7 protein-coding genes are annotated in these 13,714 nt (G+C 62.9%); 1 reads left to right on the top strand and 6 read right to left on the bottom strand.

Going from position 1 to position 13,714, the window contains the following annotated elements; translation table 11 throughout:
- Positions 1-81 precede the first annotated feature (81 nt).
- The 6 genes from JF545_RS19265 to JF545_RS19240 all read right to left on the bottom strand — a co-directional run bounded on the left by JF545_RS19265 (position 82) and on the right by JF545_RS19240 (position 9,753).
- Positions 82-2,868, bottom strand: a complete 2,787-nt coding sequence (locus JF545_RS19265; RefSeq protein ID WP_242520971.1) for an SEL1-like repeat protein — start codon at positions 2,866-2,868, stop codon at positions 82-84.
- Positions 2,869-2,897: 29 nt separating this feature from the next.
- Positions 2,898-4,172 carry an alginate lyase family protein gene (locus JF545_RS19260; protein WP_206944777.1) on the bottom strand — a complete coding sequence of 425 codons (1,275 nt, stop codon included), beginning with the start codon at positions 4,170-4,172 and terminating at the stop codon, positions 2,898-2,900.
- Between the two features lie 38 nt (positions 4,173-4,210).
- Positions 4,211-5,062, bottom strand: coding sequence for a polysaccharide lyase (locus JF545_RS19255; RefSeq protein ID WP_206944776.1), 852 nt, complete (start codon positions 5,060-5,062; stop codon positions 4,211-4,213).
- 73 nt (positions 5,063-5,135) lie between these two features.
- Positions 5,136-6,701, bottom strand: a complete 1,566-nt coding sequence (locus JF545_RS19250) for a PilZ domain-containing protein (RefSeq protein WP_206944775.1) — start codon at positions 6,699-6,701, stop codon at positions 5,136-5,138.
- A gap of 105 nt (positions 6,702-6,806) precedes the next feature.
- A complete protein-coding gene (locus JF545_RS19245; protein WP_224908328.1) occupies positions 6,807-8,396 on the bottom strand; it encodes a glycosyltransferase in 1,590 nt (529 codons plus the stop codon).
- Between the two features lie 10 nt (positions 8,397-8,406).
- Positions 8,407-9,753 carry a UDP-glucose dehydrogenase family protein gene (locus tag JF545_RS19240; protein WP_206944774.1) on the bottom strand — a complete coding sequence of 449 codons (1,347 nt, stop codon included), beginning with the start codon at positions 9,751-9,753 and terminating at the stop codon, positions 8,407-8,409.
- Positions 9,754-10,721: 968 nt separating this feature from the next.
- Between JF545_RS19240 and JF545_RS19235 the strand changes: the two genes are divergently transcribed.
- The coding region (locus JF545_RS19235) for a retention module-containing protein (protein WP_206944773.1) at positions 10,722-13,714 on the top strand (2,993 nt) is incomplete at its 3' end.

Raw genomic sequence — 13,714 nt, 5'->3', positions numbered from 1 at the left:
GGGATGGAGAGATAGAGGGGGAGAGATAGGGGGGAGAGATGGCTGGGTCGGCCAGGGCGTGGGCCCCGGCCGGCCAGGACATTAGCTGTCTGCCTCCATGGCAGCGGGCATGGCGGCCAGGGTGGCTTCGTCAGACAGCAGGTCATGCAGGGTCTGGGAGGCCAGCTGCGAGTTGCCGTCCATCACTCCATCCAGCCATACCAGCGCTTGTTCCCGGTTGGCGTTTTCCAGGCCGTTGGCGGCAAGGTAGGCCTTGGCCAGGGCCAGCCGCGCGGTCTCGTGCCCTTGGCGAGCGGCTTGCAGCAGATAGTCGGCTCCCTGCCGAGTATCACGCTCCAGGTTGTCACCGCGCAGATATTCGCGGCCAAGGTTGGCCTGGGCGCCGGCATGCCCCTGGTCGGCTGCGCTGGTCAAAAGCTGCTCTCCTCGCTGTACGTCCTGGGCCAGTTGCTGGTCGCCGCGTATCAGCGCCGTGCCCAGGGCGGAGCGGGCCGACAGGTTGCCGGCCTCGCTGGCCTGGCTGAGCCAGCGTTCGGCCTGCTCTCCATCGGCGGTGACACCCTGGCCATCCAGATAGGCCTCACCCAGAGTCTGGGCAGCGTACTGGTTGCCTGCTTCTGCAGCCTGTTGCAGCAGCTGACGGCCTCGCTCAGGGTCGGCGTCGACCCCGTTTCCGCTCAGCAGAAGCTCGCCAAGGTCTGCTCGCGCGCCGGCGTGGCCTCCCGCCACCGCCATCTTGAGCAATTCGGCGCCCTTGGCGGGATCCCTGCTGACCCCATCACCGTCCAGGTACATCCGGCCCAGGGCGGCGGCGGCGCCAGGGTGACCCTGACGAGCGGCCTGTTCCAGCCAGCGACTGGCCTCGGCGTTGTTCTGGCCAATGCCCTGACCGTCACGATAGGCGCGACCGAGATCCGCCATGGAGTTGACGTTTCCCTGACGCGCAGAAGCGATCAGGGCCTGGATATCGCCGGCCTTGCCGCGATCCCGTTGGGTGCGCAGCAGGGCTTCAGCCGCGGAGGGATGGCCCGCTTGCTCGGCCCGTTCAAGCCAGTCTGTCGCCGCGGTCAGGTCGCGCTCGACACCGGTACCATCGCGATAGGCTCGGCCCAGCACCACCATGGCATAGGCGTCGCCCTGCTCGGCAGCTTCTGTCAGCAGACGACGACCCGCCTCGACTCTGGGGCTGACCTCCGGCTGCGCCGATGGGGTGGGAAGCCTGGTTGATGACATGGTCGAGGACGCGGCTGGCGTCTGCGGCTGTGAGGGTACAGAGGCCTGCTGGAGGCCTTGACCACCGGCCAGGTCGCCGGTGAGGTAGGCTTCACCCAAGCGAGTGGCCGCGCTGGTGTCGCCCGCCTCGACGGCCTGGGACAGCAGGCGCTCTGCTTCATTGGGCTGGTAGGCCAGCGGGCCGTCCTGCTGCAGGTAGGCCTCACCCAGTACCCGCAAGGCGCCGGTCTGGCCCTGCTCGATGGCCTCGCGCAGCAGGCGTTCGGCGCGGGCCGGGTTGGCGGCTACGCCACGGCCTTCGAGATACAGCTGTCCCAGCTGCTCGGTGGCGAAGGGGTGCCCCAGTTCATGGCCACGCTCAAGATAGCGAGCGGCCATGATCGGCTGTGACGGCACCCGTTCGTCAGACAGGTAGACCTGGCCGAGAACCGCGAGGGCCAGAGCGTCATCGCGGTTGGCCGCTTCCTCGAGCAGGCGAATGCCTCGCTGCGGCTCGGCCGGCAATGCATCCCCTTCCAGCAGGGCACGGCCCAGCGTGACACGCGCCGTCACGGAGTCTTCGGCGATGGCCTTTTCAAGCCATGAGCGGGCTTCCATGGGACGCGCTCTGAGCCCGTCTCCCTCGAGCAGCAGTTTGCCCAGGCGCTCCATGGCATCGACATCGCCCGTCTTGGCCGCTTCACTCAGCAGCTCAGCGCCCTGGTCGGCGCGGCCGCTTTCGAGCATCTCACGGCCGGCCTTGGCGACAGCGCCAGGATCACCCGCCTGGGCGGCCTGACTCAACCAATGCAGGCGCTGCTCATCGTTGCCGGCAAGCAGGCCATCCGCGGCGTACAGCTCGGCCAGCTCGGTCATGGCCTTGACGTCGCCGCCACCGGCTCGCTCGCGCAGGCCTTCGGCATAGCGCTGCGCATATTGGCGTGAGCGCTCGGGGTCGTTGTCCAACCAGCCGCCTTCAGCGTAAGCCTGGGCCAAGGCCAGAGTGGCATCGGCATTGCCGTTGTCAGCCGCTTGACGGTAAAGCGCCAGGGCACGCTGAGGGTCGGCGGCAACGCCGTCGGCACCGCGAGCCAGAAGCGATGCCATGACCACCCCCTCGTCACGGCCAATCTGCTCTTCCATGGCCTGTTCGAGCAGGTAGTAGGCGAGTACCGGGCGGTAGGGGGCACCTTCCTGCTCAAGGCTCAGCTTGGCCAGATTCAGCGATGCGTGGCCCAGTATGTAAGATGGGGTGCGCACGGCGTCTTCATAGTAGGTGGCCGCCTTGGCGGGGTCTGCCTGGATGCCTTTACCCTGGTCCCAGATCTTGCCCAGTTCGTAGTACGCCTTGGGTATGTCCTGGGCCGCCACGGCCTTCAGTTCGAGGATCGCCTCGCGGGTCTGTCCCGCGGCGACCAGCTGCTCGGCTTTGTCGAGCGCGTTGTCATGCATCCATTCGGGATTGCGCGGCTGTTCGCCATCAAAGAAGTCCTGGTACTGCGCCGGCAACGGGTCGACCCCGGTCGACTGGAATTGCGAGCCCGGCGCGGCGCAGCCGCCCAGCCACAGGGCCATGGCGGCGGATGCGGTCAGCGGAAAGGCCTTCGACCAGCGCAGGCCTTGAGGAGTAAAGGAGCGAAAGTGGGGGAGCATCATGGGCAGGCCTCCTGGGGCTTTTTTATCGGTCACTGCGACACAGCGTCATCGGCAAGGCCTTCGAAGGCGGTCGTCTCGCGCCGGCTTTCGTCGATGACCAGGTGCTGTTGCGCCTGCGGTGACATGAAGTAGAGCGTCTGGTAGCCGCCGGCGCTGCGGTTGTAGACCGGGCGGACCTGAGTCAGGAATTCCTCGATGCGGGGGTCATCGAAGTGGTTCTGGTAGATCTCCATCCAGGCAAAATACTGGTTGTCCTTGAGAAAACCGGTGTACTGCTCGCGAGGAGCAAGGTCTCCAAGAGCTTCCGGGTTATTGAAGATGGTCAGGGCGAAGTCCACCGCATCGTGGATGCTGTGGCCGTCTATCTCGAGATCGAAGATGTCGTAGCCCTGACGCGCGATGACCTGCATGTTGGTGATCAGGTAGAGCAGGGCATAGTTCTGGTAGTGAGTGGCGCGACGACCCCGGTCGATTTCCAGCGGGAAGGCCCCCTGATCGGTCATGTCGGACAGTGCCGAATAGATGGCGCTGACACCGAAGCGAAACAGTTCGTCATCCTCGGTCACCACCCCGATCACGCTGGCGTAGAGGGCTCGCCGGTAGAAGTGGTTGTTGCAGCAGCTGTTACCGGGCTGCCCGGGAATCTTGGCGTGCTTGTGCGCCAGCCGGTTCAGCCACTCTTCGATGCGTTGCTTGGCCTGGGTGTGGCCCTCGACCTCGGGCCGCACCACCGAGTAGGCCATGCCGGCGGCAAAGATCATCGACTCGGTGGCGAACCACGCCTGGGGCTCCATGGGATCGTAGTGGAAGTCGGTCAAGGCATCGTGCTGCGCCCATTGATCAAGGAACGACACCAGGCACTGTGCATAGTAGTCGTCGGCGGTGGCGACGAAGGAGCCAGCCAGCATCGATACGCTGTCTTCAAAGTCGAACAGCGGCTGGGAGGCCAGCTCCCACTCCTTGGGGCTGGGGTAATAGCCTGGTATACGCAGCCGGGTCGTGATCGGTTCCTGTGCCAGCAGCTGCTGGCAGCTCGGCCCGTTGGAGAGCTGGTCGATTTCCTGCAGCAAGATGGAGTTATCGGTGCTTGCCAGCATCTGCATGCGGCTGTCCACATCGAAGTAGGAAGCGTCAGGACGCGTCACGCGGTAGTCGCTGAGGTCGAGTTCGGCTCGCTCTTCCAGGGTCATGGCCTGGGCCGCTGTCGATACGGCTGCCAGCGCAAGGCTGCCCGCCAGCACGGCAGGTAGCGCTGTCCAGGCCGAGGCGATGATGCGAGGCGATGATCCGCGCAAGTCAGGCATGCAGGGTCTCCTTGTTGACGGCCCGTGGGCCGTCACACTCATGAACGTGGTGCGTAGAAGTGAAAGTCGGCGAAGTCGACGTGCTGGTCCCGCGGCGTGCGCCAGTCCTTGCCATGTCCACCAAAGAAGGTGGAGAACATGAGGCCGTCGATGTGAACGCTGTCGCTGGTGCGATAGGTGATATCGGTCTGCTCGATCAGCGGCTGGCCATTGACCCAGACGCGAGCGACGCCATTGGCCTGGCCGGGATCATTGAGGATGATTTCCTGTTCCAGCGTGACCCACTGTCCGGATGGAAAGCTGAAGCGCCCACGGGCAATGGAGTCTCCGTAGTCGTTGTCACCGCCCACCACGTATTCGTAGAGCTCGCCTTGACCGTTCTCGCGCCACATGTAGCGCATCGAAAAACCGTTTTCGCCGGTGACGTCATCGCCGCCACTGGGGGCTTCACCGCCGAACAGACCCGGCAGCTTGCCGCCCTTGACGAAGTCGAAACCCTGCTCGAAACGGACCCGATAGCTGAGGCAGGCGTGGTCGCTGCCTGACAGTTCGGCGGGCTCGGCGTAGAAGCCGGCACCACCGACGTCGGTGTCTCCCGGTGAGGACGTTCCTTGCGGATAATGCACGCGCAGGGCGGGCGTCTCGGCGTGTCCGGCGAGCAGTTCGACGTTTTCCTCGGTGCCCCAGGTTCGGGTGGTGTCAAAGCCCTCTCGAATCGCATCGTGAGCGCTCGACTCGCCAAGCATCGGCGCCGGAGACGCTACCAGCGGAAGGCGGGTGGAGCAGGCAGCAACATCGGGCCGTCCTGGCTCGTCAGCGGCCTGGACCAGCAGCGGTTGTGCGGCCAGTACGGCGAGGACAGAAGCGGTCAGGCGCGTCGTGTTGGTCATGGCGTGTTCTCCTTGATCACTGTCATGCAGCGCTCAGGGGAGGCGCTCCCCTGACGCGTCGATGGCGAGGGCATCAGCCTGCCTGGTTGGCCTCAGGGCTTTCCTTGGCGGAAGAAAACAGTCGACTGGCCTGCTGGTAGATGCCGCGGCCGCTCTGCCAGATCCACTCGGCGGTGGCGCCCAGCAGCGCCTGTTCGGTGAAGCGCACGTCCACCGGGGTGCCGACGCTTTCGACGGGCAACGGCTTTTCCGGTACCAGCAGCACGCTGGCGACGTTCTGCTGCTGGCGCACCCAGCTGGGGAAGCCCGCGCGGGGCTGGCGCTCGATGTCGAGAGCCACACTGCGCACCCTGGCGCTGATCGTGCCTGAGGCATTGGGCAGTGATAGGTAGGCCAACTGATCCGGCTCGATGCGGTCGATGTCGTCCATATGGACCAGAGCTTCGACCATGACCTCGTCCTGACCGGTGCGCATCAAGGTCATGATCTTTTCGCTTTCATTGATGTAGGTGCCGTCAGAACTGGACAGGGCCCAGGCGACCAGGCAGTCGCAGGGGCTGTAAATCTCGTTCTGGGACTGGCGTGCCTGCAGTGCGGTGACGCGGGACGCCTGGAAGTCCCTGGCCGTCTCGAACTGGTCGATCCGGGCCTCGGCAATGGCGGGTGACACCGTCTCGAAGCTGACGGCTTCGCCGTTGCCCGGCTCAGCGGAGTTGGCCAGGCTGACCTGACCGCCGTTGGCGCTATCCAGGCTTTCCTGCAGATTTTCGATCAGTTGGCTGTTATAGCGCTGAGCCGCCTCGGCCAGAATGAGGTCGGACTCCAGGTCTACGTCCTTGACCCGCGTGAGTGCTTCGTCGCGGGTGACGCGATCACCGGCTTCCAGCTCATGGGCCATCAAGATACCGGGGCTAGGGGCTCGGATATCGATGCGTGGAGCGGTGACCGCGGCAAAGCTGGGTTCAATCAGCATGAAGTTGCGGTAGGCCGTGGCCGCCGCCACGATGGCCAGAACCGCAAAGCCCATGAACAGCGCCACGTAACGACCCAAGGGCTTGGGGGGACGCGCCGCCGGTTGGGGTGCACTGCCCGCTCCACGTCGCTTGCGGGGAGTCTGGCTGTCTTCACCCTGCAACAGCTGTTCGACGTTCAGCGGTCGTCCTGCCAGGTGGGCTCGCACGACCTGGCGCAGCAGCTCCAGGTGGGAGGGGGAAATGTCGGTAATCTCGAAGCCAGCGTGATGCGTACCGGCGCGCCCCTCCTGTGCGAGGCTGTGGCGGCAGCTGGCGCCGACCGGCACCAGCAGTTCCCCGCTGGCGGTCTGGATGGCGATCTCGCCGCGAATGCGCGCATCCTTGCGCATGGCTTTCGGGCTTTCGATCGCGAACCCACCCTGTGACAGGTCGACGCCGCGAAAACGGTTGCCATCCTCGAAGCGCACTTCAAAGGTCGGCGTGACGCGGATATAGCGGCGTTCATCGCGTCGCTCGTGGGCGAGGCCTGGGCGGCTGTCACCGTTGCTGGTACTGGCGTCATGGCCAGCCTGCCCGAGGCTAGGCTCTGCCCGCTGTTGAGAGGGCGAAGAGGCAGGACGTGACGAAGGTGTCTCTTGATCGTGGTGGTCGAAGTAATCGCTCATGGCGGTATCTGAGATCCTGTGTCGAAGTTGGCCGTGTCGGGACGTATCTGGTCGTGCGTATCGATCGGGTATCGTGGGACGCTTGAATGGCGCGGCGTAGAGCCCCTAGGGAGGCGCAACAGTGGCGGGGCTAGCGGCGGCTCCTGACTGACCAAGAATGTCGAGGGATGTGGCGTCCGGGATCTTCAGCACACCGGTTGCCAGGGTCAGCACGAACAGCATCAGGCAGACGTGGAAGGCATGCAGCAGATGCCCCATCCGCCGCTGTCGACGAACCGCCTTGGGGTTGTCCGGTTCACCCGCAGAGATTCCCTGGCGCGACCATTTCTGCCGATTGAAGCGAAAGCTCACGTAGGTCTTGAGCAGGGCGCCGTAGACCTGGTTGTAGTAGATCAGCGGAATCCACAGCAGGCTGAAGCGACCGCGCTGCCAGGCAAGAATCAACGTCGAGATGCCCCTGGTGAACAGAATCCACAGGGCATAGGCGAAGATGAACGACGGGCGCACGAACAAGGACACCAGTATTGCCACCGTCGGCCCGATCAGGGTCGTCCACATGGAGAGACGCTGGTCGATCAGGCTCCACCAGGTGAATAGCCCCATCGGGCGCGGTCCCAGGGCGATGGCTCGGCCACTGGTGCGCAGCATGTTGCCGTACCAGCGGCGCATCAGATCGGTGGTAGAGGCGAAAAAGCGCGTGCGATCAGGTAGCTCCTCGAAGCCAGAGACGTAGACGTCCGGCAGGTAGAGCATCTTCCAGCCATTTTTCAGCAGCCAGTACCAGGTCGACTTGTCGTCGCCGGACAGGAACTTGAAGGTGCCGAAGCGCCAGTGATCCACGTGGTCGTTCTCGACCATGTCAATGAAGTCAGGGTGGGTAGCGAGGTCTGCACGAAAGGCACTGTAGCGCCCGGTGAGCACCAGCAGGCGCTCTGACACAGACATCGAACTCATCACCAGGTGGCGTTGCGCGTAGCGCAGGTCGTACCACTCCTTGGTGGCATCGTTGCCAGTGACGATCGCACTGTTGTTGGTCGTCAGAGCGCCAAGGTCATCACGCAGCGCGAAGAACGACAGCGAGCGCTCCAGGGTGCCGGGTTCCAGCAGAATGTCACCGTCCATGGACACCAATAGCGCGTCCGGTGCCGGTGCACGACGGGAGATCGCACGTAGCACCTCAGCCATGGCGGAGCGCTTGCCGTCGCCCTTCTGGAACATGTATCTGACTTCGATATGCCCGGGCCAGCCATGCTCCTGCAGGACGTGGGAGATGATGTCCACGTCGGTCTGGTCCGACACCGAGGCGAAGACCGTCGTCGGCACGCCGTAGCTGCGGGTTTCGCGAATCAGCGCATCGTAGACGCGATAGCAGACGTCCGGATCGATCCGAAACGAGGTGCACAGCACGTACAGCTCCGACGGCCTGCCGGCGTCACCCAAGGCATCGGCCTGTGCCCGCATCCGAGGGAAGATGCGGCGGTTGTACCACACCGAGCGCAGGGCCTGGACGAACCACCAGGAGTAGCGCCAGGCACCCACGGCACCGATGGCAAAGAAGAAGCTCTTCGACGCCGGTGAGAACACCTCTGATGGGAGTTCACTGACCAGCACGACGAGCAGGGCGAGCAGCAGAGCCAGGGTGGTCAACTCCGTGGCCTTGCTGGCCACGGAGGTGTGCTTGGGAAGTGATGACATGGTCGAGCCCTCACACCCTGGGTTGCTGGAGAGACGCTCCACGGCCCATGGCGTAGTACTCGAGCCCAGCTTGTTCCACATCCTCGGGGGAGTAGAGGTTGCGGCCATCGATGACCAACGGATGGTTAAGCGTGCGAGCGATCTTGTCGAAGTCCACCGTGCGGAAGGCTTTCCATTCGGTGCAGATGACCAGCGCGTCGGCGCCTTCGAGGGCGGCATCGCGCTGTTTTGACAGGCACAGGTCCGGGCGCTCACCGTAGATGCGATGACACTCGGCAGCGGCTTCGGGGTCGAAGGCCTGGACCCGTGCGCCGGCTTGCCACAGTTGCTCCATCAGCACGCGACTGGGGGCTTCACGCATGTCGTCGGTGTTGGGCTTGAATGCCAGGCCCCAGATGGCGATGGTGCGTCCTTCCAGGTTGCCATGCAGCGCAAGTTCCAGCTTGTCGAACAGTCGCGTCTTCTGGTTGTTGTTGACGGTTTCCACCGCCTGAAGCATGCGCGCTGGTGCTCCCACTTCACTGGCCGTGCGCGCCAGTGCCTTGACGTCCTTGGGGAAGCAGGAGCCACCGTAGCCACATCCCGGGTAGATGAAGTGATAGCCGATGCGAGGATCACTGCCGATACCGTGCCTCACCTGTTCGACATCCGCTCCCAGATGCTCTGCCAGGTTGGCGATTTCATTGATGAAGCTGATTTTTGTCGCAAGCATGGCGTTCGCTGCGTACTTGGTCAGTTCGGCACTACGGACTTCCATGAACATCAGCTTGTCGCGCTGGCGGCTATAGGGCGCATAGCATTCGCGCATCAGTCGGCGTACTCGATCGCTGTCGGTTCCCACCACGATACGAGCACCACGCGAGAAGTCCTCGATGGCGGCCCCTTCCTTCAGGAATTCCGGGTTTGAGCAGACATCGAAATCGACATCCAGCTGACGACCTTCCAGTGTGTTGGCAACGGCTTGAGTGACCTTGTCGGCTGTACCCACCGGCACGGTGGACTTGTTGATCACCACTCGATAGTCATTCATGTACTGGCCAATGGTCTGCGCCACACCCAGCACATGGGTCAGGTCAGCGCTGCCATCTTCGTCAGGCGGAGTTCCGACCGCGATGAACTGAAGCAGACCATGCGCGACACCCTCTTGTGGGCTGTCGGAAAAGCGCAAACGACCGTCATCCATGTTGTGGCGGATCAGCTCTTCCAATCCTGGTTCGTAGATAGGGACTTCGCCGCGCTTGAGTCGGGCGACCTTGACCTGGTCGACGTCCACACACATGACATCGTGTCCTACGTCAGCGAGGCAGGCGCCGGTGACGAGACCCACGTAACCAGAACCGTGAATGGTGATCTTCATGAACCCTCTCCTTGCGAACGTCTGTGGTAGTGGCGGCTGCCCTGGTGCACTCACGCTGTGGTGCTGTGGCGCGGGTCAAGCCTTGTACTGGGTGTTCTGGTGCGCAAAGTCTGGGCCATGTTTCATTGATTTATATAAAAAACAGATACTTATGGCGTTTCGTCTTTGGCGTGCCTAGCCGTTCGGGCTCAGTGAAAGACAAAAGTGTCTCCCTAAGGAGACGCATGTATGTGACCTTTGTATAAGTCCTTAAAAATCAACATCCTAGATGTTGCCCATTAGATACGCCTCGAGCTTTGTTGGTATAACTAATTGAAATTATTTGTTTTTTTCTGAATCAGGAAGGCGTGCTGAATTCACCCCGGCGCTGCGGGCGGCGCGCTGGTGCTAAAGACGGTTTTTGACGACTTAGCAACGTCATGCCTGGGGGGAGGAGAAGAGACGGTGGGAGCCGGCTGTCCGGCGTGCCTCCCAAAAGAGTGAGGCACGTCTTGGGCGTCGCCCTCTAGGAAGCAGGACCACAAAAGATCGCTGATTTAACGAGTTAGCAGAAAATGACTAGATAACTAGTGTTAGAAGGTGTGTCTTAGATAGATATGGTCACGGCAGTCAGTACCAGTATTTTAATCTTAGGTAATGTGAGTTCTATATGATTTTGATGTGTGAAAATGCATCTCTAATCTAAGATTGATGCTTATAAAATTGACCAAACTGAGCGTTCTGCAACGGAATGCTCTTTGTGCCTGTACTTGAGTCCAATGCCGAGACATAAGGTGCTTCGCTAATACTGCTTCCAAATTGTGCTGGATGTGCGGGTTGTTTGCAGACTGCAGATATGTGCAACAACGGAACGCACCGACAGCTATCTGGAGATAACTAGCGGGATGCGCTGAGTCTTGGCGGGGTCATTATGGCCACGGTACCCGGGACGGCGAGGCACACCGCGAGACAGGGGCAGGGACTCGATAATGAGCACAGCGACAGTGGTGGCGGTTCAAGGGCAAGCGTGGATTCAAAGCGAAGACGGGACGCTTCGAGAGCTTCGTCCTGGAGACCAGATCCAAGACGGCGAGAGACTGGTGACATCCCAGGGTGGTGAGGTGTCCATCGCTCCCGGCGGCACCGGTGCTCCTCAGGCGCTGACGGGGAGCGGGCAGGTAAGCCTATGGCAATCCCCCCAGGGGGCCGTCGATGCGGTGCTGCACACCACTGAAGCCGGAGACGGTGCGGACGACGGTGCGCTGGACTCCCTCGGTGTTCCGCTTGCCGCAGGCAGTGCGGCCTTGATTGACGCCCCTGTACCCGACGGTACACAGGCGGCTTCCACGGGTGAGGGTGAGGAGCTTGCCGAACTCGCTGAGCTTGCCGATCAGGCCGACAACGTGTTGGGGGACGCAGAGCTCAATGACCTGCTCGCGGCGATCGATGCTGGAGATGGTGATCTTTTTGATAACCTCGAAGATCCGGCTGCCGGTGGCGCTGGCGGCGGCGATGATGAAGGTAGCAACTTTGTCCGTCTGCTGCGCATCGTGGAGCTGGTGGACCCGCTGGCGTTCCAGTTTGATCTTGGTGGACGTGACGAGCTCATCGACCGTGACTTCACCGGCGTCGATGCCGTCGATCCCGGTGACGATGACGAAGGTGTGATACTGACCGGGCTCGATGGCCCTGGAGACGGCGGCACGCCGGGATCTGGTGGCCCCGGTAATCCGGGAGGTCCTGGCAGTCCCGGTAACCCGGGAGGACCTGGCGGTCCCGGGAATCCTGGGGGATCCGGCGATCTGCCGGTGGGCGCGTCCAGCGCTGAACAGGTCCTCTACGAGGCCGATCTTCGTGGCGGCACCCGCGGAGATAGCACGCAGCTGATTCGCAGCGGTTCCTTTGGTTTTACCTCTCCGGATGGCTTGTCAACGCTGTCCGTAGGCCCTGTTACGCTCACCTTTGCTCAGCTGAGCGCGCTGGGAACCTCGCCGGTCACTATCGTTACCAAGCACGGGCTTCTTACGTTGACCGGTTTTTCCGGTAGCGCAGCCGGTGGCACGGTCAGCTACACCTATCAGTTGACCAATAACGTGGATAACGATGCCGAAGCGGGTGCCACAGACGGTGGCTTCCTGGACAGCCTGGCGGTTCGCGCAGTGGACGTCGATGGCAGTAGTGCCGGTGGTTCGCTGGACATTCTGATTATCGATGATGCGCCTGTTGCGGTGGACGATGCCACTGTCGAAACGACAGACGATGCTGCGGTCACGCTCAACGTTGTCACCAATGCCACCGGTGCCGATACCCTCGGTGCCGATGGCGCCAGCCTCACTGCGGCCGAGCTGGTCGACGCCGATGCCGGCAGTCTGGTGTTCAATGCCGATGGCACCATTACCTACACCCCAGCCCCTGGATTCGAAGGCACCGCTGAGATCCGCTACACCCTTACCGACAATGACGGCGACACCAGTCAGGCGACCTGGCGGGTGGTTGTCGAGGATGACGAGCCCGTTGTTCAGGTGATGCCGGATGCACCGAAAGCGTCCGGAAACAGCGAAGTCGACGAAGCCGGTCTGGACGACGGCGGCAGCCAGGCTGCCACCGACCTGGAGACCACCAGCGGCACCATCGCCATCGATACCGGCTCCGACAGCGTGGGCTCGGTGGTGATCAGTGGCGTGGACGTGACCAACGGCGGCACCGTGCAGGGCACCTACGGCACCCTGGTCGTCAGCGTGGTGAATGGGGACTACAGCTACACCTACACCTTGAGCGACAACACCACCGACCATAGCAGCCAGGGCACCGACAGCGACGGTATCCAGGACGTGTTCAGCCTGGTGGTGACCGACTCCGACGGCGACGTCAGCGATCCCGCAGCCTTGACCATCGACATCAAGGATGACGTGCCCGAGGCCACCGACGACGCGGCCGAGACCGACGAGAACGTGGCGATCACCGTCAACGTGCTGGACGGCAGTGCGGGCGGGGCCGACGTGGCCGGCGCCGATGGTCCGGTGACCCTGACCAACGCCGCGCTGCAGGACCCGAGCCAGGGCAGCGTGAGCTTCAATGGTGACGGCAGCGTGACCTTTACCCCGGCGACGGGTTTTGAAGGCGACGTGCTGATCGACTACACCATCACCGATGCCGATGGGGATACCGCTAACGCGACCCTGACCATCACCGTGGACGCTACCCCGGTGGTGGAGGTGAATCCCGAGTCGCCCAATGCGTCTGGCAATAACGAGGTGGACGAAGCCGGTCTTGACGACGGCGGCAGCCAGGCTGCCACCGACCTGGAGACCACCAGCGGCACCATCGCCATCGATACCGGCTCCGACAGCGTGGGCTCGGTGGTGATCAGCGGCGTGGACGTGACCAACGGCGGCACCGTGCAGGGCACCTACGGCGTGCTGGTCGTCAGCGTGGTGAATGGGGACTACAGCTACACCTACACTCTGGACGACAACACCACCGACCATAGCAGCCAGGGCGCCGGCAGCGACGGTATCCAGGACGTGTTCAGCCTGGTGGTGACCGACTCCGACGGCGACGTCAGCGATCCCGCAGCCCTGACCATCGATATCAAGGATGACGTGCCCGAGGCCACCGACGACGCGGCCGAGACCGACGAGAACGTGGCGATCACCGTCAACGTGCTGGACGGCAGTGCGGGCGGAGCCGACGTGGCCGGCGCCGATGGTCCGGTGACCCTGACCAACGCCGCGCTGCAGGACCCGAGCCAGGGCAGCGTGAGCTTCAATGACGACGGCAGCGTGACCTTTACCCCGGCGACGGGTTTTGAAGGCGACGTGCTGATCGACTACACCATCACCGATGCCGATGGGGATACCGCGAACGCGACCCTGACCATCACCGTGGACGCGACCCCGGTGGTAGAGGTGAACCCCGAGTCGCCCAATGCGTCTGGCAATAACGAGGTGGATGAGGCCGGTCTGGACGACGGCGGCAGCCA

The sequence above is a fragment of the Halomonas litopenaei genome, from assembly GCF_017303055.1.
Classification (GTDB): Bacteria; Pseudomonadota; Gammaproteobacteria; order Pseudomonadales; family Halomonadaceae; genus Halomonas; species Halomonas litopenaei_A.
This window is presented reverse-complemented; position numbering and strand designations above follow the sequence as displayed.